Source organism: Desulfosarcina variabilis str. Montpellier (genome assembly GCF_048565275.1).
In the GTDB taxonomy this organism is placed as follows: domain Bacteria; phylum Desulfobacterota; class Desulfobacteria; order Desulfobacterales; family Desulfosarcinaceae; genus Desulfosarcina; species Desulfosarcina variabilis.
Map to the genome: position 1 here is coordinate 4,854,411 of NZ_CP159846.1, position 26,516 is coordinate 4,880,926.

At 52.1% G+C, this 26,516-nt stretch carries 25 protein-coding genes; 6 read left to right on the forward strand and 19 right to left on the reverse strand.

What is annotated here, in order from left to right:
* Positions 1-142 precede the first annotated feature (142 nt).
* Positions 143-2,002, forward strand: a complete 1,860-nt coding sequence (locus Dvar_RS21885) for a nucleotidyltransferase family protein (protein ID WP_419655247.1) — start codon at positions 143-145, stop codon at positions 2,000-2,002.
* The gene (locus Dvar_RS21890) at positions 2,002-2,679 is read left to right on the forward strand and encodes a methionyl-tRNA formyltransferase (protein WP_419655248.1); all 678 of its coding nucleotides are present in this window, start codon (positions 2,002-2,004) and stop codon (positions 2,677-2,679) included. Before Dvar_RS21885 ends, Dvar_RS21890 begins: the two co-directional genes overlap by 1 nt.
* 29 nt (positions 2,680-2,708) lie before the next feature.
* On the opposite strand, the gene Dvar_RS21895 is transcribed toward Dvar_RS21890, so the two are convergent.
* The 15 genes from Dvar_RS21895 to Dvar_RS21965 all read right to left on the reverse strand — a co-directional run bounded on the left by Dvar_RS21895 (position 2,709) and on the right by Dvar_RS21965 (position 15,715).
* Positions 2,709-4,358, reverse strand: coding sequence for a methylamine methyltransferase corrinoid protein reductive activase (locus tag Dvar_RS21895; RefSeq protein ID WP_419655249.1), 1,650 nt, complete (start codon positions 4,356-4,358; stop codon positions 2,709-2,711).
* Between the two features lie 26 nt (positions 4,359-4,384).
* Complete coding sequence (locus Dvar_RS21900; RefSeq protein ID WP_419655250.1) at positions 4,385-5,800, reverse strand: methyltransferase MtaB domain-containing protein; 1,416 nt, start codon at positions 5,798-5,800, stop codon at positions 4,385-4,387.
* Complete coding sequence (locus Dvar_RS21905; protein ID WP_419655251.1) at positions 5,788-6,537, reverse strand: B12-binding domain-containing protein; 750 nt, start codon at positions 6,535-6,537, stop codon at positions 5,788-5,790. Before Dvar_RS21905 ends, Dvar_RS21900 begins: the two co-directional genes overlap by 13 nt.
* 209 nt (positions 6,538-6,746) lie before the next feature.
* On the reverse strand, positions 6,747-7,643 hold the full coding sequence (locus Dvar_RS21910) for a methylenetetrahydrofolate reductase (protein WP_419655252.1): 897 nt from the start codon (positions 7,641-7,643) through the stop codon (positions 6,747-6,749).
* 36 nt (positions 7,644-7,679) lie between these two features.
* Positions 7,680-8,399 carry a methylenetetrahydrofolate reductase C-terminal domain-containing protein gene (locus Dvar_RS21915; protein ID WP_419655253.1) on the reverse strand — a complete coding sequence of 240 codons (720 nt, stop codon included), beginning with the start codon at positions 8,397-8,399 and terminating at the stop codon, positions 7,680-7,682.
* A gap of 42 nt (positions 8,400-8,441) precedes the next feature.
* The gene (locus Dvar_RS21920; protein WP_419655254.1) at positions 8,442-9,143 is read right to left on the reverse strand and encodes a hypothetical protein; all 702 of its coding nucleotides are present in this window, start codon (positions 9,141-9,143) and stop codon (positions 8,442-8,444) included.
* A gap of 75 nt (positions 9,144-9,218) precedes the next feature.
* A complete protein-coding gene (locus Dvar_RS21925; protein ID WP_419655255.1) occupies positions 9,219-9,593 on the reverse strand; it encodes a DsrE family protein in 375 nt (124 codons plus the stop codon).
* A 49-nt stretch (positions 9,594-9,642) separates the two neighbouring features.
* Positions 9,643-10,569 (reverse strand): heterodisulfide reductase-related iron-sulfur binding cluster, encoded by a 927-nt coding sequence (locus Dvar_RS21930; protein WP_419655256.1) that lies wholly within the window; start codon positions 10,567-10,569, stop codon positions 9,643-9,645.
* A 1-nt stretch (position 10,570) separates the two neighbouring features.
* Positions 10,571-10,873, reverse strand: coding sequence for a 4Fe-4S dicluster domain-containing protein (locus Dvar_RS21935; RefSeq protein WP_419655257.1), 303 nt, complete (start codon positions 10,871-10,873; stop codon positions 10,571-10,573).
* A gap of 41 nt (positions 10,874-10,914) precedes the next feature.
* On the reverse strand, positions 10,915-11,220 hold the full coding sequence (locus tag Dvar_RS21940; RefSeq protein ID WP_419655258.1) for a hypothetical protein: 306 nt from the start codon (positions 11,218-11,220) through the stop codon (positions 10,915-10,917).
* 32 nt (positions 11,221-11,252) lie between these two features.
* Positions 11,253-13,184, reverse strand: coding sequence for a CoB--CoM heterodisulfide reductase iron-sulfur subunit A family protein (locus Dvar_RS21945; protein WP_419655259.1), 1,932 nt, complete (start codon positions 13,182-13,184; stop codon positions 11,253-11,255).
* 58 nt (positions 13,185-13,242) lie between these two features.
* Positions 13,243-14,553, reverse strand: coding sequence for an FAD-dependent oxidoreductase (locus tag Dvar_RS21950; RefSeq protein WP_419655260.1), 1,311 nt, complete (start codon positions 14,551-14,553; stop codon positions 13,243-13,245).
* A gap of 189 nt (positions 14,554-14,742) precedes the next feature.
* Complete coding sequence (locus tag Dvar_RS21955; RefSeq protein ID WP_419655261.1) at positions 14,743-15,174, reverse strand: hydrogenase iron-sulfur subunit; 432 nt, start codon at positions 15,172-15,174, stop codon at positions 14,743-14,745.
* Positions 15,175-15,185: 11 nt separating this feature from the next.
* Entirely contained in the window at positions 15,186-15,440 is a 255-nt protein-coding gene (locus Dvar_RS21960) for a sulfurtransferase TusA family protein (protein ID WP_419655262.1), read from the reverse strand.
* Positions 15,422-15,715, reverse strand: coding sequence for a hypothetical protein (locus Dvar_RS21965; protein ID WP_419655263.1), 294 nt, complete (start codon positions 15,713-15,715; stop codon positions 15,422-15,424). Before Dvar_RS21965 ends, Dvar_RS21960 begins: the two co-directional genes overlap by 19 nt.
* A 261-nt stretch (positions 15,716-15,976) precedes the next feature.
* Between Dvar_RS21965 and Dvar_RS21970 the strand changes: the two genes are divergently transcribed.
* The 4 genes from Dvar_RS21970 to Dvar_RS21985 are packed head-to-tail and all read left to right on the forward strand — an operon-like array spanning position 15,977 to position 19,447.
* The gene (locus Dvar_RS21970; RefSeq protein ID WP_419655264.1) at positions 15,977-17,359 is read left to right on the forward strand and encodes a sigma-54 interaction domain-containing protein; all 1,383 of its coding nucleotides are present in this window, start codon (positions 15,977-15,979) and stop codon (positions 17,357-17,359) included.
* A 3-nt stretch (positions 17,360-17,362) separates the two neighbouring features.
* Positions 17,363-17,755 carry an OsmC family protein gene (locus Dvar_RS21975; protein WP_419655265.1) on the forward strand — a complete coding sequence of 131 codons (393 nt, stop codon included), beginning with the start codon at positions 17,363-17,365 and terminating at the stop codon, positions 17,753-17,755.
* A gap of 16 nt (positions 17,756-17,771) precedes the next feature.
* Positions 17,772-18,185, forward strand: coding sequence for a (deoxy)nucleoside triphosphate pyrophosphohydrolase (locus Dvar_RS21980; RefSeq protein WP_419655266.1), 414 nt, complete (start codon positions 17,772-17,774; stop codon positions 18,183-18,185).
* A gap of 59 nt (positions 18,186-18,244) precedes the next feature.
* Positions 18,245-19,447, forward strand: a complete 1,203-nt coding sequence (locus tag Dvar_RS21985; protein WP_419655267.1) for an amidohydrolase family protein — start codon at positions 18,245-18,247, stop codon at positions 19,445-19,447.
* A gap of 161 nt (positions 19,448-19,608) precedes the next feature.
* Here the strand turns inward: Dvar_RS21985 and Dvar_RS21990 are convergent, their stop codons facing one another.
* The 4 genes from Dvar_RS21990 to Dvar_RS22005 form a co-directional block, all read right to left on the reverse strand.
* The gene (locus Dvar_RS21990; protein WP_419655268.1) at positions 19,609-23,034 is read right to left on the reverse strand and encodes an AAA family ATPase; all 3,426 of its coding nucleotides are present in this window, start codon (positions 23,032-23,034) and stop codon (positions 19,609-19,611) included.
* A complete protein-coding gene (locus tag Dvar_RS21995) occupies positions 23,012-23,974 on the reverse strand; it encodes an SPFH domain-containing protein (protein WP_419655269.1) in 963 nt (320 codons plus the stop codon). Before Dvar_RS21995 ends, Dvar_RS21990 begins: the two co-directional genes overlap by 23 nt.
* 139 nt (positions 23,975-24,113) lie before the next feature.
* Complete coding sequence (locus Dvar_RS22000; protein ID WP_419655270.1) at positions 24,114-25,409, reverse strand: hypothetical protein; 1,296 nt, start codon at positions 25,407-25,409, stop codon at positions 24,114-24,116.
* On the reverse strand, positions 25,354-26,496 hold the full coding sequence (locus Dvar_RS22005; RefSeq protein ID WP_419655271.1) for an SPFH domain-containing protein: 1,143 nt from the start codon (positions 26,494-26,496) through the stop codon (positions 25,354-25,356). Before Dvar_RS22005 ends, Dvar_RS22000 begins: the two co-directional genes overlap by 56 nt.
* Positions 26,497-26,516: the final 20 nt, after the last annotated feature.

Here is a 26,516-nt window from a genome sequence, read left to right on the forward strand (position 1 = left end):
AACAAAAATCGTCTTTGTCGATCCGCCGGACATCATCAACTATGTAGTGGGCAGGGCCTTCAGTCTGAGTGAAATTCAACCCTGCGACCCCGACATTACCTTTAATTGTGCCATCCACAAGGACGAGATCTTCATCGATAAAATGCCTGCGGATGTTTATAATGAGTTTAACAAAATTGGGGAGCGGGATGATCCCTGTTTTTATGAAGGAGAGAATGGAAAATTATTCGTCATTGTTAGAAATATGGGGTGCGCCTCCTATGCCTTGACGACGCCACCCTATTCGCATGTAGATGTGGTTTGCCAAATTTTGAACAAGGAAGAAACCCCTTTGCACCTCCAGGTCATTCTCATACCCATAATCAGCCACCTTATGATGCTGCAGGGGAAATTCATTATGCACGCCGGTTGTGTAGCAACGCCGGAAGGCAAGGGGCTTGTACTTATGGCCGACAGTGGCGGGGGCAAAACCACAACGGTTTTTACCTTAACCTGCAACGGTTTTAATTTTCTTTCGGATGATCTCGTCGTTGCCTGCCCGACAGATGAGGGCTATGTCTATCGACCTATTCAGGAAAGAATTAACGTTACCAGTAAGACAATTCAGTTTTTTCCGCAACTTAGTTTCGCCAAAAAGAAGTTGAAAAAAATTGATGCAACGAAGTTGCCGGTGGATCCGCATGACGTTTTTGGAAAAGACAAAATCAAGAACACGGCCCGGGCGTCGACAATTATTTTTATCAGGCTCAATAAAGAAGGTCCGAAGCTTGTTCCTTTGGACGGCAGTGCCATTTTAAAGCCTTTATTAAAAAGCAATACCTTTGCCCGTTATAAAAGTATTCCTCAGGCTCAGATAGAGACTATCTGGAACCTGCTGGAGCAGACTAAAACGTTTGCCCTGTATACCGGTTCTGATCCTCATGTGCTTGGAGAATGGCTGGCTGAACGTGCCATGGAAGGTACTCTGTTTGGTGAACCATCAAAAAAGCTGGCACACCGTTCTTTAAAAAAACTGGCTCAGAGAAAAAAGGGAAAATTCGAATGTGGACTGGAAAAGATTCTTGCAGATACGCTCGATGACCAAACGATAAACACAAAGATCGACGTTGATGGCCGTTGGTTGTCACGTTTTGACCGGCAGATCAGATACCACCGCATCGACAACCTTGTTGCCCAGTATCTGGTCAATCAAGGTGTTAAGCTGCCCCTTGGATCAACCGCCGACCCGGTATCATTAATTACCAAGGCAAAGGCTGCCGGCCTGCGCTTAAGCGCTACGGCAAAAACAATATTTCAGGAATTCGCCGCCCGGGATATCCCCGCACTGGCCTTACGGGGACCGACCTTTGCCCAGGATTACTATCCAAACAGCTACTTACGCATTTATCGGGATATCGATGTCATCGTTCAGGAACCGAACTTAGAGAAGGCAAAGAACCTCCTTATTGATCGGGGATTTTTGCCTGAACCTGATCAAAAATACTGGATCGGCAAGGGGGAAATGCCGTTCACCAACGGCCAGGTCAGGGTCGAGCTTCACTGGGATGCCTATCCGGTTATGAATAAGGAAAAGAAATCTTTTTACGACTTCCGGCAGCAGCTGCAAAACACCGATCTGGACGGCCTTACGGTACAAACCGTGAATGTGAATCATCTCCTGCTGTCAACCTGTTTTCATTTATACTTTGAACATAGAATGGACAGGATGTGCCGGCTTATCGATATCCGTCAGATTATCAATAAAGGCGCTGATTCCCTCGACTGGGACTGGATGGTGAACACCCTGCCGGCGGATTATTGCCGATTTGCTTTCTGGCTACCGCTGATGCTTGCTGCAGACCTGGTTGGGGCCCAGGTGCCGCATGCAACCCTGCAAAAGATTGCCCCCCGATCTTTTAAGGAAAAGACGGCAAGACGCTTATTTACTCCTGAAAATTTCCTGGCCATGCCGAAAAAGACAAGCTGTCTTAAGTTCTGGATGGTCAACAAGATGGTGGGGTAATGACAATGCTGCGGGTGTTTTTTATAGGACGGGAGGTAATGCTTTTAAAAGCGTTGCAGCAGTGCTCGGAAGTTTGCGGGGTATATGTTCAGAAACAAAAAGTAAGGCCATGGAAGTTGCGGGAAGTCCTGTTGAAAAATTACGGATTACGTCAAAGGTTTCGTCCCATATTGAGGAAAATCCGACTGAGAAAGTGGTTAAGGACCCTTGAATCATATACCATCCATGACTATGTAAAAGAGAATAGACTTCCCTTTTTGTCCGCCTCGAAAATTAACGACAAGCAATTGATAGGGGCTATTAAAGAACTTACTCCAGACCTGGGCGTAGTCGCTAATTTCGGTCAAAAAGTACCCAAGACGGTTTTGCAATCCGCGACCTATGGATTCATCAATTTCCATCCCTCACTGTTGCCGAAATATCGCGGCCCTAACCCTATCCAACAGGTATTATTAAATAACGAAACTGAAACCGGGGTTACCTGGCATCGCATGGAGGAGGCTCTAGACCAGGGGAACATATTGTCTCAGGAAAAGATATCGGTACTGCCGACAGATACTGGTAGGGACCTCATTATCAGATCGGTTGAAACCGGGAAGAAAATGCTCGGGCCACTTTTACAATCTCTCGAACAGGGAACATGCAAAGAAACATCCCAGGATGAGTCAGAGCTATAGTGAATTAAGTAAAAATGACATTTTATATATTATTTCAAACATTCTGAAGAATTGTCTGAAAAAATATGTTGCCAATCCAAAACTCTATCAGGACAGGCACGCTCACACCGTTTGCAATTGACACCGCTGCAAATGGATGCGTTTATCATGATTGAAACGAAATCGTCCTCGGTCTTGAGAGAAATGGCGTTTTCAGTACAAGCGCTAAGGCACTGTCCGCAAGCCGTACACCCATCAACTGCAACACAAAGGGTCATGCCAAAATCCTCAAGCATGGTCAGACCCTTTTGACCCACATCCAGGATATCGCAGTCCATCAGACGCTGGATGTCATCCGGTGGATTCGCATCGGGGAAATCCGGCAAGCCGTAGCGCTTCAGCATTTTGCGATACATTGTCATCGGCATGCCTTCCGTCCAGTGAGAAATTTCAAGCAAATAGACTTTTTGAAACGCTTTTGAGGTAGCCAGCATACAATGGCTGTCACGCAATTGGTTGGCCAGCGCAGACATTTCGGGCAGTGATGATGGAGAGCGTACCAAATCCCTGGCCATGGCAAGGGAGGTGTTGCCGACCTGAAAGATCGTTTCTACCAAAGGGGGAAGCATACCCAATTGCTGCGCCTTGACCGCATCCACATAGGTCCCCGACGCACCGGCCAGATAGGCCACCTGGATGTCGGCCGGAGAGATGCCGGCCTCGTGGCACAGGGATAGTTGTCCGGCCCGCAATGCGCCGATGGCTTTGCCGGCCTCCTGGACATCGTTTTCCGTTAACGTGATCGTCTCGCCGGCATGCAGGCGGCCGTCGATGGTTTCTATTTTAGGTAAAACAAGCCAGTGCCCCTGCAGCGCCTGATGGATCATGGCAATCGTTCCGGTTCCGGTGATACCGACGGGGCGAAGGGGTGATGCATCTTCAATCATCCGGGGGCGGCCTAGATCGACAACAGCGCCTTGGCACGGACGCATATCATTTCCCAGCACGGTGAGGCGGTGATATGACTGATGGGGCGTAACATCTGCAATCGCACCGGGAACAGCCAGGACACCACAACTGATTTGTTGCCCTTCAAGCGCTGGTCCGGCTGCCGTTGAAGCGGTGATCACGCGGCCGTCATGGACCAGTGCCATTTCCGCATTGGTGCCGAAATCCATGGCCAGCGCGGTTCGAGAATGGTTTAGCATGCCGGTCTGAATGATCATGGCCAGTGCATCCGCACCCACCTCGTGGCGAATGGCCGGCGGAATGATCAATTGGCAATCAAAGGGCAGCGACAGTCCGCCAATATGGTCAGCCGTGGTTAAAACCGCATCGCGCTCCTGGTCGGCAATGCCCATGGATGCAAGTTTGCGTTTGCCGGCATAGGCCAGGTCCCGGATATCGGTTCCCTGAAAAATCGATAGCTGGGTGGGATTTCCGCATACGGCCAGGCAACGGACCGCCGTCGCCTGAATGGCCAGCGCATCAATGACTTGATTGATGGCCTTGATGAGCATGGATTGAGCGATCGATGATCCCATTTCCAGTGTGAAATGAAGATGATCAATCACATTGGCGCCGGGCAGCGGGTGGCGCATTGTAATAACAGTGGATATGATCCGGTCTCGTTCCAGATCAATGGCTTGCGCACGGATGCCGCTGGTCCCGATGTCCATGGCAATGGCTATAGGGTTCATGGCAATCATGGTTCCAATCTTTTTAGCTACAATCCGTAGGACGCCGGCTTGAATCCCTTGACCTTGCCATATCGCTTCAGGCACCGATCGATGAAATCATCTTCCTCATCGGGCAAGGCTTCCAGTTCCCGCATGTATTCCAGCAAAGCGTCTTTTTCAAAGTTCGTGAAGTGAAGATTGGAATCTGCCAGCATCAATTCGCCGCAGGTCAAGGCCGCCGCTCTGGCGCGGGTGTAACAGCTTGCGTTGTTGGTTACCATGGCCTTTCCAATGGCCCAGGCATTGTCTGGACACAGGATAAAGCTTTGGGGGCTGCGGTAGCGGTCGGAATTGATCAGACAGGCCTGATACTCTTTTTGGAATCCCAATTGGATGGCGGAATTCATGGCCGCCACATCATATCCGAGAATTTCGGTAAATACTTCGACACTGCTGCCGCCAAACATGGGATGGTATTCCACCGCCTCATTGGACCACAGATCACACACCGCAGCCATCAGGTTGCCACAAAGATCCATGTTCGCACAGGCTGCCGTTTTCCCGATGGTGGAGATGGGAATGCCGGTGATGGCCTTGATGATGGGATTTTCGTAAGCACAGTCCTTGGCCGGGCCTATTGCACCCATTTCATAGGCAACCAGGGAACGGCTTGCACTCACGGCACGACAAAAGGTCGCCAGGGTGTGCGAAACATCGCGGGAGATGAATCCGCCGGCCATGAACATGGCGGTATTGGCCTGGGCGCAATCGGTATCACCACCGGGGATACAACCGTTCTCGTTGGCGATGCTGACAATGTGCGACCACAGCCATGCCATATCGCGTGCGCCAAGAACCGCTTGAGCAAAGAGCATTCCGGTTAAGTCGTTCCGAATAATACTGTAATCGGATATTTCCTTTCCACCCAGGGACTCAATGGAAAGGATATCCGCATGGCGGGCGCAGGCCTTGAATGCGTCTAATATTTCCTGGGTTCGATCCGATTCGCGCATGTCCACCATGCCGGGTTTACGGATATCGGCAATGGTGGCACGCAAGGCAGCTTGAAGGCCATACTTAGCCTTATAGCTTTCGATCTGCTGTTGGGTTTGCGCGGTAATTTCCATTCCCCAATCCGCATGGCGGGTCATCTGGGAAACATGTTCATTCTCGATCACAATGGCCGGTATGCCGATCGTTACACAACGTTCCAGGGCGTCCTGGTTGGCACGCTCAAACTCCCTAAGCAGTGTTTTCAGTGTCTGTTCGCTGCCAGGCCGCGGGTGAGGAACGATTTCGGGCAAAACTTGCCCCCCACCGATGGTGAGACCGTCTTTGGTCTCAACCGGATTCAAGGCCGTGCCGAACATCATCTCGTCTGAAGACGAATAGGCCATGGAATCGGTGAGGGGTCGCATTGGCGCTGGATTGGTCTCCCGATCGGTTGTGCTTATCCGTTCCATTTGTTTCGCATTTCCTCCCACGATAGCTTATTGAGCGCATCTTGTGCAATGCCAGGCGCCTGACTGGCCTCCTTGCCCCAGATACCCAAGTCAAATGAGGTGACAAATTCCTCGTTAACCGCGCCTCCCCCGCATGCAAAAGGAATGATCAAACCCTGTTTTTTCAATTTTTCGGCAATTTTTGGAAACGCGGTCATGGTCGTGGTCATCAGGGCCGTACCCGTCAACAGAACCGGCTTGTGGATGCGACAAGCGTCAACGACCTCGTCCACCAATACGTCCGCGCCGAGATTGATGACTTCAAAACCAGCGGCGCTTAAAAGAGCGTTAACAATGATCTGGCCGATATCATGAATATCTCCTTCGGCGGTATGGGTAATGACCTTGGCTTTTTTTTGCATCGCTTGGCCCAATTCGGCCTCGCATAGCGTGATGCCGGCGAGCATGGCATCGGATGAAAGGATCAACTGAGGGAGAAAACAATCCCCGGTTTCCCATAGACGGCCGACCTCTTGCATACCGGCAAGAAGGCCTTTGTTGATGACCTCGAGCGGGGCTTTGTTGGTCAGCACCTTGGCGACGATTTGTTGTATTTTGTCTTCATCACCGGCGACCAGACAGTCAGCGACCTGTTGTAGCAGTTGATCATCGGAAACCCGTCGTGCGGATTGGCGGGATACCTCAATGTGAAGATCATAGCGGTTGAAAATGGTGCTGGTATCGGTAACGTATTTCATCTTAAATGTCGATCTGGTGAACACATGGAATAAGCTGTTATTTTAAGATGATGCTAACAGAAGGGCAGGACGGTGTCAATCAACAGAAAGGCGTTGCGTGGTCAGATAAACGTGTTTACGGAAGAAAGTAAAATATTATAGGAAAGGGGAAAACGAGATCGTTTTCCCCTTTTTTTCGGATTGTTTTTAAGACGATCGTATTTCACCACTTATACGGCGATGCGCGCTGTTTGCAGTATTTTAGGAACGATGTCAGCCCAGCCCAATGGCATCAGGTGAACGCCTTGAACCATGGATTTGATTTCGGACAAAAAACGCCCCATCATTTCGGCCGCCTTCATTTTGCGATCTTCTTTTTCGACACTGCCGATTTCATCGATCCAGGATTGCGGCACCTGGATGCCAGAGACGTTTTTGTTCATGAATTTTCCCATCTGCGGAGATTTGAGCACGACCAGGCCGACCTGAATGGGCACGTTGAACTTTGAGGCTTTGTCCATGAACGTTTCAAATATCTTGCGGTCGTAGACGGCCTGGGTCTGGAAAAATTCCGCACCGGCATCAATTTTTTTTCGCATTTTAAGCAGTTGCAGATCCAGAGGCTCGAAATTGGGATTGACCACTGCGCCGTGGGCCATGTTCGGTGGATTCTCGATCGCATTGCCCGTAATGTCATGTCCGTTACGAAGGCCCTTGGCCATGGAAATCAGTTGCACCGAATCCAGATCAAAAACAGGTTTGGCTTCTTTATGATCGCCCAGCTGAATATGATCCCCGGTGATCAGCAATACATTGTCGATGCCAAGGGAATAGGCGGTGAGCAGATCGCTCTGCAGGGCAATACGGTTGCGGTCCCGGCAGGTGAGTTGATAGACGGGTTCGATGCCTTTTTGCTTCAGTCCTACACTGGCGGCCAGGGACCCCAGGCGCATCACCGCGCTCTGGTTGTCGGTGACGTTGACCGCGTGAACCCAGCCCTGAAGATACTTGGCTTCCTGGGTACAGGCCGGGTCGATGGATTTATCCCGGTTGACGGCGCCTTTGATGGGCCCCACTTCACCGGTAACAACAAATTCGCCTTTGTTGAACAGTTCGGTCAGTTTCATGATATCACTCCTTTATATCGAATTTATACGGCCCCGTCAGTCCTGATTGCTGACGGTGACCTTGCCGGCCTGAGAACAGAATGTGGCTTCGGTTTCACTGACCTTAAGCGTCCGGGGACGGCTCCACTTGGCGTGGTTTTTGGGTTTCTGATAAGGGTCCAACAGCTCCAATCGGCCCAGTTTTTTAAGCCGTTCATAGATCATCACCCATCCACAGGGACGCTCGCTATCCACTTCGCACATGCCGTTTTCCGCACCGCCGCACGGTCCATTGAGCAGTTGTTTGGAACAAAGGGTCATGGGACAAAGGCCGCCGGTGAATTCAATCACACATTCACCGCACAGTGAGCAGAACTCTTCGATGTCCGTGGCCGACACGGTTTCACCACCGAAAATAGTATCGCAGCCAGGATGAATCATTCCGCCGTCCGTGGCATCGATGACTGTGTGCACGCCTTGCCCGCATCCCAGTACCAGGAAGCTGTCCGCTTTGGCGATCGTGTCTTTATAATCTTCCTGAAGCACTTTGCGCGTGTGATCAAGCTTGCAAAGGGACATGCCCTGGGGACCGGGCACGGTGTATCCAACAACATCGATGCCTCTGCGGGTCAGTCGCTCGGCCATTGTTTTCGTCTCATCCTCGCCGCCGGAGTGGCACTTCCACGCGCAGTTGTTGCACCCAACCACGAAGACTTTTTCTCCGGGCCTGATGAAACTGACGATTTCCTCAATTGGTTTTTGAATGGTGGCATGCATGGATCATCCTCCCTGATGGGTGATTTATAGGCTGTCTTACATTTAAAAATAAACGGGTTGGTACTTCACGTGGGCGGCATCAAATTCATTGTAAAGCAGGCGCAGGCGGCTGTTGGCGACTTCCATTTTTTCCGTCTTTTCCTCATTTTCCCGGTCCATTGGATAGCAGGCCAGACATCGCTCATAATGATGTTTGCCGCCGAGACAGGTGATGGCGAAATGGACCATCAAAAAGGCCATCTGCTGCTTTTGACGGGCGAAATGTTCCACCGCCGGAACAAATTCGATGGTTGGGGTGACCGAAACCGAATTGCCCTCTTTGGCCAGTGTAATGTAGTCATGAATGGCTAACGGGGGGGCATGGGTTTCCTGAACGCCTTCGAATTTGACGGTCATTTCCTCCAGGGTGAACAACTTATTATCCATGGCGATCCCAGCTTGCTCTAACTTACGATAGTCTTTTTGCAGATACCGATTGGCGATCATCACGGCCTGGGAAACATGCGGGCAAAGATTGTTGGGACAACCTCTGGCATAACATTTCCGGAATCCATAGTCTTTTTCATCAACCTCGCCTGAGTAACGGCACAGAAATATAAATGCCTGAAACGGGTTGTCGCGATGCTGAAAATCCACAGGCAGGATTTCAAAGTCGGTCCGGCAGGTAACGGACGCGCCCTGTGTCTTCAATGTCACCAGATCGGTGACGCGATTCGGGCGGATGGGTGGGGATAGGGTATTCATAATTAGCGTCCTCGCTTGCCTGACCCCCCATGAACAGGTAGCCTGGGAGGTCGTATGGTTGCGCCGATTTGGATCTTAATAGGTAAACACGGCATTGGCGGCAATGGCGGCAAGATTGACTTTCCCGCCGGCCGTGGTCACGGCGCCTTCGATCAGATCGGCTTCGTCGATATTGCGGCTTTCAATACAGGGCACACAAACCCACATTTCTCCACCGAGCTCCAAAAAGTCCTGGATGAGTTTTTTGATTGGTGGGAACCCGCCACCGGCCGGCATATCGTCGGCAACCCCTTTTTGGGCCACGGTTACGGCATCGCCCTGCAGGACCACCGTGGCCTGAATGTCCATGGCCAGAGCGGCATTGGCCAGCACAAAGGGCACGGACGCGCGTTCAGGGTTTTCCTTGCCGTGGGTGGAAATGTACAAAATTTTTTCTGCGGTTTCTTCCATGGATTGACTCCTTTTCGTGTCTTAATTTATCGGGCTTTTTACGAATTCGTCACAGCTGACCGGCAATAACACTTGACAGATCCTCTACCGATGCACCGGCTTTGCGCAGATTTCCCAGACAGATGGGGCACATGGCAACAATCTGCTCTCCGGTCACATTTAATTCTTCTAAACGCCGGTCCCGCACTTCGGCGGATAATTTGGGAGAAATGGATTCGGCCGGGCCGCCGCAGCAATTGGTGAAACGGCCTGAATTGTCGACCCCTTTGCATTCGATGCCAAGCTTTCCCAATACGGCGGTGGGCACATCGGCCAGATCCAGGTAGCGACCGTAAAAGCACGGATCATGAAGGGTGACCCGCCGGTGGCCGTTGGCAGATGGGAAATCGACCAGTTCGAAATAGGTTTTGACCTCAAAATGCGCATCCACATATTTGGGAAACAGCACTTTCAGGGCATAGGTAGTATGGGGATCGACGGTAATCAGACGCCGAACCTTTGCCGCTTTGAGCTTTGCCGCAACATACCGGGCATGCTCGACAAATCCTTCCTGATCGCCAAGATCGTAAAGCAGCACGCCGCTATAATCGTCCAGGCTTGGCCGGTAAAAGAAATCGACCTTGGACGCCTGAAGCACTTTGGCGATGTTGCGCAAAATCTTGTCAAAGGACTTTTTTTCATCTGACGGGGTGATCATGGCCAGTCCCACGCCGGACAGATAGCCGGGAACATGTCGCGCGTATCCGATATAATCGGCCCAGCGGGTATCTTCATACTGGGCCAGCACATTGGTGGATGTTTCGATGTATGGAACGAATTGATACATCATACCCGTGAACAGCATGGTTTTGCCTTGTCGGGGGAGCTTAAGCCCCTTGTGCCAGCGGTTGACCATGAAACGGGGTATCCCGAATGGATTGCGCGTCTGCCGTACGTTGTTGGCGATGGTGTCGATGATATCCCTGGGGTTATACATGTCAGGACCTCCTCCAGTTGGCGACCACGAAACGTTTCAAGCCTAAAATGATTTCCCCTGGATTGGCTTCCCGAGGGCAGGTCTGGGTGCACAGACCGCAGTGAAGGCAGCGCCAGAGCTCCTGAGCGTTTTCAAGGATGCGGTCTTTAGCGCCAATCTGGACATAGCGGATCATTTTTCTTGGAAAGTGTTCATGAATCAGCGGGCAGATGGCCGTACATGTTCCGCAGTTGAAACAGGCCAGGGCCGTGTCCTCGGTATAGGGCTGAACCTCTTGGGCAAAATTTGGATTGAGTAAGGCCATTTTTCATGTCTCCTCGGAAACGCTGCCATCCGGTTTAATGGTCAGCTTTTCACTTTGGGGGTCAGGACGTAGCGAAAGTAACTGCCGTCTTTTTGGGCTTCCACGATTTCGCCATATTTTTTCAAGGCGGCCAGGTACCACAACACCTCGGCCGTTTGCATCCCCGTTGCCTGGGCAATCTCCGGTACGGTTGCAGCGCCACCCGCCAGTTGACCGCGGATTCCTTTGAGGGCTTTTCTTTGCTGTTTGACCTTTTCTGACGCGTTGGCGACCCACTTTGCTCTGGTTTTACGCAGGGCTTTCATCGCATCTTTTTTCTTTGCGGAAGCAGACGGTTCCTTTTGCATGGGGTTTCCTCATCTTCATTTATTGTTAAAGACTAAACCGCTTCCGGTTCAGCCATGATCCGGTCCACCATGGCCTCATACTGTTTGAGGGTCCAACCGGCCACCTCGATGGCATTTTCCGGACAAACACTGGTACACGCCCCACATCCCAGACAAAGCGCCGGCGTGACCTGGGCCCGTTTCACCGTTTTCCCGTCCACGCTCATTTCCACCATGGTCAAGGCGCCATCACTCAGGCAGGCCTCAACACATGATCCGTGGCCCTGGCATTTTGAAAGATCCACCTCGGCCACGAAGGGATCGAGCTCGACAGCGCCTTTTCCCAGCAGGGCAGCGGCCTTGACGGCGGCTGCGCCGGCTGCATTGCATGCTTCGCCCACGTCCATGGGTGCCTGGCAGGTGCCGGCCAGAAGAATACCGGCAATCGGCAGTTCCACCGGCCGCAGCTTGGGATGGACCTCGAGCAGGAACCGATCCATGCCCACGGGCAGTTTCATCATTTCGACCAGATCATGCACCGGGTTGGCTTCGATACCGGTGGCCAGCACCACCAGATCCACCGGCACGTCGAGTTCTTCATCAAAGGTCAGGGTGTCCTTGATTTTGACCGTCAAGGGGTAGTCATGTTGATTTGGCTGGCCGGAAACCACCTGGGGTGCGTCTTCAGCTTCAAAACGCAAAAACACCACCTGGTTGCGGCCGGCTTGCTCGTAGAGGTCCTCCGCCCCCCGACCATAGGTACGGATATCGCGATAGCATTCGTAAACGCGTGTGCCGGGGTACCGTCTGCGGATGGTGCTGGCGGCATTGAGGGTGGCTGAACAGCATGTCCTGGAGCAGTATTCGTTAAGATGACCGTCCGGGCTTTCCGGATGAATGCCCGGTATCTGGCGACTGCCAACGCAATGGATCATGGCCATGCTGCGAATCGGCCGGCCGTCTAAGGATAACATGTTGCCTAAATGTTTTTCTTCTGCCATGCGCTGAATCAGATCGGGGAGGGTAATGACTTCCTTAAAATTACCAAAACCATATTCTCCCGGCTGGGGACGATAGGATTTAAAGCCTGTGGCCATCACGACCACACCGGTTTCCACGGTAATGGTTTCCGATGTCGTCGGCACGTTGCCGGTAGCGACCCCGGCTGCAGGAACATATTTGCCGGCGACCCGATCGGCCGGCCGCAAACGCCCCAGTTTATTCGCATCCGTGGTTTCAACTGGTGCTTGGCGGGTAATTTCCAGATTGAAATTGCCGACATAGCCGTCAACGGCAGTAACCGTGGCACAGGCATGGATGGTGATCAGGCGGTGGTTCAACACCTGGCGGCAAAGCGCCTGGATCAAGTCGGCAGCCTTTTCACCGGTGGGCGCCAGGCGATCCAGATTGGCCAGCTGTCCGCCCAGAAAAGGGCTTTTCTCCACCAGCACCACACGGATTCCGCGATCCGCCAACTCTTTGGCCGCTTTCAGTCCGGCGACACCGCCGCCGATGACTGTGGCGTGGCGTCTGGCTTCCACGCGGATCGGTTCCAGGGGCTTTAACTGCTCGGCTTTGGCGGCCGCCATGGAGACCAGACGGGTGGCCTTGTCCGTGGCTTTGTCACCGTGATGGACCCAACTGACCTGCTCGCGGATATTGGCGTGATCGTAGATATACGGATTCCCGCCGGCCCGGGCGATGGCCGCCCTGAACGTGGTTTCATGCAGGCTCGGGGCGCAGGATGCCACCACGACCCGATCGACGGTGCCGTTTTTCAGATCGTCCATGATCAGCGCCTGGCCGGGATCGGAGCACATGAACATATTGGTACGGGCCACGGCCACTTCGGGCAATTGTTCAACGCGGTCGCGGACTTGTTCCACATCTACGTGGTCTGAAATATTCCCCCCGCAGTAGCAGATATAGACGCCGACTTTGCCTTTGGCATCCTTTGATGCGTTATCTTTTTTCTCTTGGGTCATGATCATCTCCAAAAACGTCGCTTATTTTGAGACCGTGCGATTAGGCCGGCACCGGCACTTACGCGGCTCGGGTTTTTGCTGACGTTTGCTGCGCTGCCAGGTAGTTGGCCGCCTCCATGGCAGCAGCGCCCGCCTCGGCAATCGTATCCACGATATCCTTGGGACCGGCCGCCGCACCGGCAACAAACACGCCTTCCATGTCGGTCAGGGTTGGCGACAGTTTGGGCTGGATGGTTTTTACGAACCGGTCACCGGCCGTGGACACCGGGCACACGCCCGATGGATTCCAGCCCGGTATCATTCCCAGTGACAGAACCACCAGGTCGTGATCGGCAGTCACGGTTCCCTCTCCATTTTGCGCCTCAAAGCGCAGTGTGACACCATGGTTTTCGCCCTGGCTGATGGATGCGACCTTGCCCTTGACGAACTCGATCCCCATGGCCTTGGCATTCTGGTAAAATTGTTCGTAGCCTTTGCCAAAGGCCCGGATGTCCATGTAATAGATGGTGACGTCGGCCAAGGGCAGGGCACCGGAAAGCAGCATGGCCTGTTTGATGGCATACATGCAGCAGACCCTGGAGCAATAGGAAACGCCCATGCTTTTGTCCCGTGACCCGGCACACTGAACATAGGCAATGGAATCCGGCTCCATGCCGTCGGATGGCCGCAGGACGCGGTTATACGGGCCATGGGGGGCAAGCAGCCGTTCCATTTGAAGGGCATCGATCACGTTGGGAATGCGTCCCATGCCGTATTGATGTTTTTCGGCGAGCGGGGTCATGGAGAAACCGGTCGTCAAAATTGCTGTGTTGGCAGTAAGCGAGAATTGTTCGGCCTGCTGGAAATAATCCACGGCCTGGGTGGGACACACCTTCTCGCATTTGCCGCACAGCATGCAGTTTTCCACATTCAGCACCGCTGTCTGCGGGATGGCATTGGAAAAGGGAATGGCGATGGCCTTGGTGGCTGAAAAACCGCCCTGTTCCTCGTCACTGACATAGACCGGACAATTGTATTCACACTGGCGGCAGCCAATGCATTTGTCCGCATCCACATACCGCGGGCGCTGGGTGATCGTGGCCGTGATCGTCTGGCCAGTGCGATCCAGGGAACCCATGTCGCAATACGTGAACAGCGTGATATTTTCGTGATGGGCTGCTGCCGCCATCTTGGGCGTGGTAATGCAGCTGGCGCAGTCAAGGGTGGGAAACACCTTGGACAGGCGAATCATCTTGCCGCCGATGGTGGCGTCTTTTTCGACAACCGCGACCTGATAGTCCTGGTCGGCAAGGTCCAACGCAGCCTGCAAGCCGGCAATACCGCCGCCCACAACAAGCACATCAAAGTTGGTTTTGCGTTTGGCACTCATTCATTCCTCCTGAACGCTCGGAGATTCATAGCCTCATGGCATTTGTTCTCTCTCTTTAAGAGGCTGTATGAGAAGTCTGGATCAGGCCAGATAACAAGGCGGAAAGTGGCTCAAAAGCGGAGCATATATGGAATATGTGAGCATTTTGAGCCACTTTCCAACGCCGTTAGCGGGCCTTAGACGGATTTATCATACACCCTCTTGAGCCAGTTGCGGCGGCCCAATCTCCTGGACCAGTGTGTTCATCTGGTTGACCTCGTTGAGAAACGCCCGGTTGCACACCGTGCAGATCGCCGTCAGGCGCAGCCGACGTATATCCAGCGCCAGTTCCTTCATCATGGCGTAAACCCGGTCGAGTCGTTTGGCCAATGCTTTGTAGGCCCCTTCATAGGGGCACTCTTCACCGCATGACATGACAATGATGCCGCTGATCCCTTTTCGAAAACAATCCAGGTAAAACTGCTCTGGAAAAAGAACCGGTGCCTTGACTCTGAGGATATAGGTGTTGGCCGGATAGCTGGCGTGGGCCTGGCCCACCGAATCCGCACCCGGGTAGGCACAGCTTTCGGTGGCCAGGATCAGAATTTTGCCTGCCGTTTTTTCATTTGGCGTTGATGGCATAGCGCCCCCGTCTATTTGCTTCTGCGCACAAAGTGTTTGTCATAGCCGTCAGCCTCCTGGACGCCCAGGTAGGCGTGGCCGACTTTGTTTGCCCATGCGGGAATGTCTGTGCGTGTGCCGGAATCATTAGAGTAAATTTCAAGTACTTCGCCGACTTTTACTTTGCCGATGCCTTTTTTTGCTTCGAGCAGCGGGCCGGGGCAGGCACTGCCTCTGGCGTCAACGGTGCTGGCGACTTCAACGGCATTCAGATCGATGTCAGACATGATGGTTTTCCTTTCGTTGGTTGTGAGTTGGCGTCTTTTTTCTTCCTCAGCCTCAGCCGGGTGACCGGGCTGTCGGATTTGGTGGTTTCTCTGGAAATCAGATCGTACTGGGCATTGGGCAGAATCAGCAGGACATCATTTAATATCGAGGTTTCAGTCGGATCGGTTCCCGCTAAAATTTCCATTTCTTCCCCGGGTTCCATTTCGCGGAACAGATTACTGATCTGCAGCATGGAGAAGGGAAACAATGTCTCGCGTAAATCAAATGAAACCATTATGGAGCCTGTGTCTCAGTGATTAATAAGAAGTGTTTTCAACTGATTGTATTTTGGGTAGAGCAATGCCGATGCCATAACACCCAACGTTAATTTATAAATTTTTATTAGCTATAAATTTCAGCAAGATAAAGAACGGGAAAAATAAGATGAACATTATTCATGATGATTTTGCGGGGTTGCCGACTTGGCAACACACTGTTCATGTGTTAATTTTATGAACAAGCAATTTGTTAAACATGTGAACAATGCGGTGGTAAAATGAGCAGCATTGACATCAATACCTACTGGAAAATGGTGGTGGATACCATTCAGGATGGGGTGATGGTGGTCAGCCCGGAGGGGGTTATTGTTTCTGTAAACCGTGCCTTCGAGCAAATTACCGGATACTTGCGGCATGAAATTGTCGGCAAGTCATGCACCACGATCAATTGTACATCATGCCATGTCGCCAGGCAGAAGGAGGACTGCCATTGGTGTGTGATGTTCAAGCATGGCCATCTGAGCAAACAGCGTTGCAGTATCACCCGCAAGGATGGTCGGACGGTCCACATCCTGAAAAATGCATCGGTATTCAAAGAACAAAACGGGGGGATCACCGGTGCGGTGGAAACCATGACCGATATCACAGAGCTGGTGGCCAAGGAAACACAGATTGAAACCTACCGCCAGGAATTGGACGCCGAGGATCGTTTTTATGGTATGATCGGCGTGAGCCCGGCCATGCAGAAGGTGTTTGAATTGATTACCAACGCTGCCCGGTCCGATGCACCGGTGATCATTTACGGGGAAAGCGGGTCCGGCAAAGAGATGGTGGCCCGGGCCATTCATGATGCCGGCCTGCGCCACAAACAGCCCTATGTGAAAGTCAATTGCGCCGCCCTAAATGAATCGTTGTTGGAAAGTGAGCTGTTTGGGCATGTGAAAGGGGCCTACACCGGTGCTCACAAAAGTCGGGAAGGGCGCTTCGAAACCGCCAGTGGCGGAGACATCTTCCTGGATGAAATCGGCGATCTGCCGCTTTCCACCCAGGTGAAATTGTTACGGGTGCTGGAAGAAAAAGTGGTCGAACGGGTAGGGGACAATAAGCCCATCACGGTCGATGTGCGTATCATTTCCGCCACCAACCGCAATCTGCCACAGATGATCGCAGGCGGTGCGTTTCGCGAGGACTTTTATTACCGCATTAACGTCATTCCGATTCATATCCCTCCGTTAAGGGACCGCAGTGAGGATATTCCTTTGTTGGCACGCTCCTTTTTCAATCGCATCCTGTTGAAAAGTGGTAAAAAACTGGACGGCATTTCCAAACCCGCAATGGAACTGTTGATGCGCTACCATTGGCCGGGCAATGCTCGGGAGCTAAAAAGCGCGTTTGAATTCGCATTTGTCAGTTGCCCGGGCGGAATGATCAGCCCGGACCATCTGCCCCCCCAAATCGCAAACGGCGATCCGGTTTGCAGCCAGGCCGCTCGGATACTGGATGAAAGCATTGATGACGTCAAGCGGCGCCGACTGGTGGATGCGCTGCAGCGCACCAAGGGCAATCAGTCCGAAACTGCGCGCCTTTTGGGTATTTCCCGTACCAGTGTGTGGAACCAGATGAAAAAATACAAGATCGACAAGAACCAGCTGGAGATTTGATCCATGGAGATGAAAATCAATTTTAACGGCAACAAGCAGGTGAGCGCAAATTACAAAGGCTTTACCATAAAAACGGATCAACCGACCAGCGAAGGCGGTGATGGGATGGCGCCCGAGCCCTATGATCTGTTTTTGGCGGCGCTGGGGACCTGCGCCGGGGCCTACATTATCTATTTTTGCGAAAGCCGTAACATCCCGAGTGATCAAATCGGTATGACCCTTGGCTTCCAAAAAAATGAAAAAACGCATTTAATGGAACAAATCAATATGGATATTCATTTGCCGGCAGACTTTCCGGAAAAATACAAAAAAGTTGTCGTGCGTGCCGCCCAAATGTGCACTGTCAAGCGGACGCTGGATCATCCACCAGTGATTCAGGTCAACACAGTGACTTAGATGAAACAACTCTGATATGGATGAAAAAAACTGCATTGTTCCGGTCACGGCTGCAATTATTGCAAAGGACAGGACCATTCTGATTACCCAGCGCGGGCAAAAGGACCGGATGGCCGGATTATGGGAATTTCCAGGGGGCAAGGTTGAAGCCGGTGAAACACCGCAAGCGTGCCTGAAACGAGAGCTTCGCGAAGAATTGGCCATGGACACGACCATCGGTTCCTTTTTGGGGTCCAGCATTTATCACTACGACCATATCTCCATTGAACTGATGGCGTATCGGGCCTATTGGAACGGCGCAGCTTTCAAGCTGTTGACCCACAGCGCCTATCAATGGGTTCGCCCTTCCAGGCTGTCCACCTTTTCCTTTACTCCGGCAGATTTACCGTTTGTCAGGCGTCTTGGCAGGGGTGAAATTTCTGCTTCATGATGGATGCCGTCAACACCGGGGTTGCAGTCTGACCAAGGGTTGGTTATAGGGAAAATAACATGTCTAAAAATTTGATTGGATACCGCGTAGGATGGCTCATTGACGGAACCGGCAACCCGGCCGTGGAAAATCGGGTGCTTCTTATTAAGAATGGCCGAATACAACAAATTGTGGCTGTGGATCAACCGCTACCACCAGTGGTGGATATCGTCGATTTTTCCGATTGTACGGTAATCCCTGCACTGGTGGACAGCCATGTCCATCTGGTCATGTCCGGCAGTACCGATATGTCGGTTCGTCAAAACCAGCTACAAAGCACCTACGCTGACCGGCGGCAGATCATCGATCATCATCTTTTTCAGAACTTAAGCTGCGGGGTGCTGGCGGTCCGTGACGGCGGTGATCATCATGGCGACACCTTACGCTACAAGTGGGATGCAGGCAATAAGACTAAAATCGTAACTATCGCTTCTGCTGGCCGGGCCCACCATGCACCCGGGCGATATGGCAAACTTATCGGTGTGCCCGTCGACGACGGATTACGCCTGGCCGAAAGTGCCTTCAGGATCGATCCACGCCGGGATCATCTCAAATTAGTGAACTCGGGGCTTAACAGTCTGACTCAGTTTGGTGTCGAGACACCGGCCCAGTTCGAGCAGCGTGACCTGACCGAAACAGTGACCCTGGCGCATGCCAAGGGTCAACCCACGATGGTTCACGCCAATGGGATTCTGCCGGTGAAACTGGCAGTGGAAGCGGGATGTGATAGTATCGAGCACGGGTTTTTCATGGGCAAGGAAAATATGCAGCGCATGGTCGACAGGCAGGTCACCTGGGTGCCGACGGCCGTGACCATGAAGGCCTATGAAGATTACCTGAAAAATCAAGGACACCGCAGCGATCCATCGTTTGCCGAGGTGTCGCGCCGTAATCTGGAGCACCAATTGGAGCAGATCCGCATCGCCCGGGAGATGGGGGTCACCGTTGCCTTGGGAACCGATGCCGGCAGTCCCGGTGTTCATCATGGAAAGGCAGTAATAGAAGAGTTCCGATTGCTCATCCTGGCTGGATTCAGTATCGAGGCGGCCGTTCAGTGCGCCAGCCAAAACGGCGCAGCGCTAATGAAATTGGCGGACAGGGGAACCCTGGCACCTGGGATGCGGGCCGATTTGTTGGTTCTAAAAGGGGGCGTGGAGCAGGTTCCAGAGGCACTTGAACATATCTTTCACCGCATTGTAGCAGGGCGACTCATTGATATTTAAACCAATCAAACAGGCGCTAAGAGCCTGTTTGAGAAGTCTGGATCAGGCCTGATAACAAGGCGGAAAGTGGCTCAAAAGCGGAGCATATATGTAATATGTGAGCATTTTGAGACACTTCCCAACGCCGTTAGCGGGCCTTAGACGGATTTATCAAACAGGCGCTAAGGGGTGGCGTGTCGATTGACCTTCTTTTTACCAATACCCACCTTGTGCAGCCAGCGTTTCACCGGGTCGGTCACCACCGAAATGGACGAGTCACCCTGCTTGAAGATTTCTTCCAGGGAAAGATGCGGATCCTTTGCCGGGCTGCGCAAGTAGCGTCGCAGGGCGCCCAAGTGATTTTTAATCTCTTTTTCGGCTCTTAGCCTGAGAATTTCTTTCTTTCTCAAAATATCGTCTTTAATGATTTCATCGGTGCCTTTGCTCTGGTATTTATCCATCTTGTAGCGGATGCGCAGAGAAATCAATTCCTGTAACATCTGCTCATATTCAGGGTCCAGACAGATCACTTCCGGTACCAGATCGCCAAAATGGGTAACGCCTAAAATGTCCTTGTCCTGAGTCCAGTAATTGACCAAAAATTCCTGTTCCAGGTCCATGTAGTTTTTCAGGGGCATGTACATCCGCCGCAAGTACATGAGGACCTTTTCGGTTTTTTTTCGCTGGCCGCCGATGATTACCGATCCACCGACCTCACCGCGCTTGACGCCTTTGGTCCATGGCGCGCCGGTAATACCAAAATCGTTGTACACGGGAACATGCATCAGCGCCGACAAGGTGTTGATGGCCAGGGCATAGCCGGCCGAGGGACCGCCCACATTGTAAGATGCCGAGAGCAGCTGATGGTGAATAGTGTAATTTTCCAGAAATTCGCCCAGCAGGCGGGCCGTGCTGACCTTGGGATCCATGTCCTGCAGGTAATTTTTGACCATGGTCAAGGCTTCGTGGGCACTTTGCTGCGTCATCTGGACGGCCATTTCCATCTGGGCGCCGGCCGACGATGAAGACGATACTGCACCGGTGACCATGACCTTGTCCGATGACAATCCATAGGTCAAGCTGGTAGCGATAGGCAAAAGGACGCCGGTCACCTCGTTGGCGCCCACGCCGATGATAAACCCCACCTGCGGTTCCTGGCTGAGTTCGGCTTCAAGAAATTCGTCCAGGACGACCTTGCCTTTTTTGGTGGGGCTTTCCGAGATTTCATGACGTGCGGACTTGAGATGGCTGGCAACCATCGGGTAATTTTCCGGGGTTTTGATGGCATCGAGCAAGTCAAGGATTTCTTCATAGCGCTCGATAAACTGATCGGGCGCACCGCGGACGGCTGATTTGATCGAGGCCTCGCCATTGATTGCATCGAGAATCCCGATCAGGGTTTTATAATTGAACTTGATGAAATTGGAACGGACTTTTTCAGGCTCATCTCCGATTTGCCGCAGCCGCTGGAGCACCTCGTACTCTGTATTGCGCAAGGCCCGGGCTTTTTCCACGAATGCAGAATAATCCGCCGGTGTGTTACATATTCCTTTGGCCGCTTCAACAATACTGACGGTTGTCAACTCCGGCGCCAAGGGAACGTTTTCCAGTGCGTTTTCGACAATCTGGGAAATATCGGTTTTGCTCAAAAGCCCCTTGATTTCCATGACCTTGAGGCGCTTTGAGCGAATCAGGGCCGGGTCAAGGATATCCAACCGGTTGGTGGTCAGGACGGTAAACACCTTGTGTAGCGGCGTTTCACCATCAATCAGGTTCAAGAATTTATTGGTTATCTTGTCCGACGGCTGGCCACCGGTGCCGCTGCGTTTTGGCGCCAGGGCATCCCCTTCATCAAAAAAGACCACCGTGGGAGCGATCATTTTGGCGATGTCATAGACCTTTTCCAGATTATCCACGGCACCGTCAACCGGATTGGATGGGTCCTGAAGGGCACTGGCACTGGTGGCAATGTCATGGACGTCTGTATTTTCACTCAGCCAGGTGCGCACGAGAAAGGTTTTACCGCTTCCAGGCGGCCCATTGAGCACGACGCCTTTTTCCTCATTGACGTTGTAATACAGGCAGTTGTTGGACATCTCGGAAAAGACATCCTTGATGCTGCCGACGTAGGCTTCCCACTTTACATCGCGATCCATCCGGCCGACCACTTTCTTGTACAGATCGCCGTAGGAATTCTGGGCCACCAGTTCAAAGGCTTTGCGGACCAGCATGGCATCATTCAGGTACGCCGAAGAAAAATCGCCTTTTAATTGAATGATCGAGTGGATCAATTTGCGCACATAGGAAGGGATGACTTTGAGGGTTCGCTCCTTGAATATGGCGTAGAGCCTGTCCACGGTTTCCGCCACGTCTTCCATGGGCAGACATTTGGCCGACCGGTAAAGGTCCTCATTGGGCTCGCTGAGCACATGGATATCGTTGCGGACCAGTTCCAAACGGACGACTTGCTTGAGGTTTTCCGGATTGGTCCAGTAGTCGGAAATATTGATAATATTGCCTTTTTCCACAAATCGGCGGTAAATGGCACCATCAAAGCGCTCAGGTTGATCCGTTGTGGCGATGAGCAGGCAATCCCTTTTCCCGCTGATGATCTCATCCAGAATAATATTGGACGTGTCCACCAGGGTTCGTTGCTGACGGGCCACCCCGGAGTCACGCCCGGTGGCCTTGCCAAACGCACTGTGGGCCTCCTCCACATGGCGTATGGATGTTTTGCGAGGATCTCCCAAAGCCTTTTTAAAATAATTGCCCGGCTCACCGGCCAGGGCGGTTTGAAAATCGTTGGGCGTCACCAGGGCGTAGTCGATCCAGATGCCCTGCTCCTCCAGCTTGGACAGGCCTTGGCCGATTTTTCGTTTAAGGATGCTTTTTAATAGGGGGATGCTCGACAGGCGCTTGTAAAACCGAAGCTTTTTGCGGCGCGATATTTCAAGGGCCAGGGTGGGATCGATTTCCTCAATGGTTTTCCAAAACGGTTCACCGCTAAGGACTTCCTCCTTTTTACGATCCAAATCAACCTCGGGTCTGACTTCATTGCCGAAAATGATACGATCGATGGCCTGATTAACCGTGGAGGTTTTACCGCTTCCGGACGGTCCGATAAAAAGAAGCAAGGCGGCCTTGGGCACACTGGGATCTGAAATGTACTCTTTGCGCAGGTGGGCGCGATACACCTTTTCAAACAGATCCTGAAGTTCGACGGGGATATGAACGTCAGTCAGATCCTTATCCAGTAAATACAGCAGATAATGGTAATCTTTGGCCGACACTTCTTTTTCCAGGATTTTGTTCCAGGCCTCCTGAGGATTGGTGTGACCGGAGATCTCAAATCGTTTTTGCCAGTCAGTCAGAATATCCGGATCTTTCAGAACATGAAAATGTTTTTCCGGCGCATCCATGAAAAGGGAAAGGGCCGTCTCCAAAAAGCTGTTGATCAGTCCCCGGGGGGGACGGTACTGATTGAGACGCGCCCGCATGAACGCTTTGGTCTCCTGAGGCCAGGATTCGACCAGATCCCTGATCTCCTTGATTCGTCTTTCCGGTAATTGAATGTACGAAATTTCTCTAGTCAGTCGTCTGGCCATCATTTCCTCCCTCTGACCGATTGGTCTCATTGAACGCGGGAAGGGCGATTGCCGGTGTATTTCCCTGGGTGTTCTGAATGACTACCGTGTGCTGACCCAGTTGGTGCTTTTCGTAGGCCGTGGCCCATTTCTGCTGGGTTAAAAATTCGAACAAGGCGTTGTCGGAGTTTCCATCCTTGCGACCCACGGCTTTTTGCAGATCCTGGATTCCCTGAAGGTAAGCGGCATAGAGTTTGCGAATCCGACTGGCTTCCTGATCCGCCGCGTAGTTATCTGCTTCGGCAATCAGTTCGCGCCGTTTTTTCTCTTCAGAGGCCTCAACCAATTTATCGCCAAAGCGGGTTTCCTTCAGAACAAAACTGACCACCTCGACCCCATATTTTCCTTCGATGGTCGGTCCGCCAATGTTGATGGGGCGGGATTTCAAGGCAGTAAAAATATCTTCCTTGATGGTCTCGCGATCGCTGATCAACCGGTCGACTTCCTGGGATTGCAGGATATCCTTGACGATGCCGTCATAATCGCCTTGCAAAAGATCCAAGGGACTCAGGTTTTCGATGGCCCAGGTTTTAAGGTCGCGGATGCGATAGGTGAGCACGCCGGAGGTCCACAAGGCCACGTTGCCTTTGGAAATGATGCGCATGGGGGCCGGCGTCCCTCCCAGTTGCATGGTCTGGTTCATCAGCGGCACTTCCTGTTCGATGCGCGTAAAATAGGGCAGGCGGGCATGCCAGCCGACATCGGTGACCGCCTGGCGAACGCCACCGAAACGTTCCAGCACAACGGCATAGTTCATCTTGACCTTGAAAATGGTTTTCGTGGCATAGATGACGGCAATCAACCCGTAGCCTAAACCCACAACGGTGATCAGCGCGATCAAACGCCTCAGAACAGTTTTAACAAAGGACCTGCGCAGCAATTGATTGGGAAGCGGGGTGGCCATATTTGCTCCTTTGGTTTCAATGAACGCCAACGGGCAGCACCCGTTACTACTTCTGGAAAGCCTTTATAATCTTAAGGAAAGAAAATAATTACACATATCGTGATAAGTATTGAATCACGAAAAAGACGCGCTTTCAAGATTAAAGATTTGTTGATAATGCCAGTTGGTTACGATTGATAGCAATGCCAAAGGTCGTCTGGACCAGATCGTGATGATGTTTCTCAAAGGGAAGATAAACCAATAAATAGCCCCGGGGGGTTGTGTTGATTTCAGCGATATGGGTTTCAACCCGTTTTTGGGGGCGCATAATGCCGGCCACGTTCAACTTTAGCGTTTCCGCCGATTCACTGACCGGTAAATTGACCGGATGCATGGCGCCCTTGGGGATCTTAGCGACCAGTTCATCAAAGGGCTGGGAGACCGTGATATGGTGGGTCAGACGCAGAAAACTGCGGGGCTGCAGCTTGAATGCCGGTCCCCAAAAGTAAAATCGTCGCTTGTTCCATCCCGGTTGAACCACTTTGGGTAAATTGGCCACCTTGATCAGGTCCGCATAGGTGGCAAGGGAGATGCCCAGCACATCGGCGCGAATCCGCCAAAAAGGAAGATACACGATTTCATTTCCGGTATCAGCCGGCAAGTGGGCCACGTTAACACGGGTCATGCCTTTTTGCGATGCTTTCCACATGGATGCACAATTGTTGCAATGCAGTACCAATGCATCCCGGCTGCCCTGCATGTCCCAGCCGCAATGCGGACACAAGGTGGGGATAAAATTGATACGGTAGTCTGCCGGTCCACCGGACCACGTGTTGACATCGAACGGCTCGTCCATGGCTTTGGACACCGGTTGGTTGAGCACGGCATCCACGATCTGCTGGCCTGCGTAAAGCTGGTCTTTGTAAAAAGGGGCATAAATCATGCTCAGTGATTCACCAATGTGGGACTGATGAAGGACGGGGCTGGGCAGGTCACGGTTGAAACGGTCTAAAAATGTCTGCATTACCTGTTTAAAAGGCAGGGTTGGCCGAAGAAACCAACCGGCGGTATCCGGGCTGACAAAGCGTAATTTCATTGCTTGACTGCGCAGTCCCACCGATGCCGGGAAAATCGGCGATTGAACAGCCTGATGGCTGACGTCCAAAAAACGATTCTGGATGCCCGATGGCAGACAGGAAAACAGCATCCCTTTGAACCGCCAGTAAGGGAAATAGATCAGCTCTTTATTGGTCGGTGCGTTGCTCGGCAACAAATAGCGAAAGAATCGGTGTTCCAATAAATACGAACTGACTTTGCAAAAACGGCAACGAAACAATCGGTCGGTTTCGTTGATCTGGGCCGGCGCACCGCACTGGGGACATTGATGGTCAATGGTAAAGTTAATACTTTTCTCCGCATTCGTTACAAAATTTTGCCCCGGCCATATTTTCGGCACCGCATCGTTTGCAATAAATGGGCGCGGGTTTTTCTCCGGCCGGATGGCCGCAGCGGGAGCAGAATTTTGCATTGGGCGCTAAATTTTTACCGCAATTGGCGCACTGGCTGAAAACCAGTTGTTGATGCCCACACATGGGACAGAACTTGGCGGTGACCGGAATGCTTGACTGACATTCCTGACATTTCGTCTGCTCGATTGATGGGATCGGGGACCCGCCTTCTTGAGCGCCTCTGCCAATGGCGTTAAAATACTGAGCGAACATGGCGGGCATCATCAACCCCAGGCTGGTGCCCATACCCATAGAGCCCTCGCCTTCGGATTCCGACGCTTTTTCCATGGCCATGGCAGCCTTCATTTGCATCAGCTTGTTCATGTCATCAAACACGCCGACGCGACTGCGATCGTCGATTGCCTTCTGAACTTCAGGTGGGGGTGTGATGGCATTGATGTAAATATTGGCCAGACCTAACCCGAAATGTCTGAAGTCATCCTTTAGACGTGTGGCCAGTCCATCGGCCAACTCATCGTACTTTGCGGGCAGATTCATGATTGAGTCAATGGTTTCTCCCATGTAATCGTTAAATCGTGAAACGATGACGCGATTGAGGTATTCTTCGATTTCTTCGGTGGTAAAGACGCCCTGGGTACCGACCATGGTATTGATAAACAGTACCGGTTGAACAATACGCAGATTAAAGACACCAAAAGCCCGCAGGCGGATCAGTCCCAACTCGGAATCTTTAAATGCCACCGGGTCCCTGGTGCCCCACTTGAGGTTGGCGAACACCTTCATGTTGACGAAATACATCTCTGCCCGCAAGGGACTGTTCATGGCCCAGGGGAGGCTGGCGATTTTCGTCAGGATGGGAATGTTGCCGGTTTTCAGGGTGTGGCGGCCGGGGCCGAATGCCTCGATGGCTTTTCCTTTATAGAAAAACACACCCGCCTGACTTTCGCGAACGGTAAGCTGAGCGCCCCATTTGATTTCGCCCGATCCTTTTTCAGGAAGCCGGTGAACCAGTTCCTGTCCGCTTTCGTCAAACCATTCAAGATTTTCCAGAAATACCCTGTTGTCACCTTTCATGCGGCGATTCTCCTAATCAA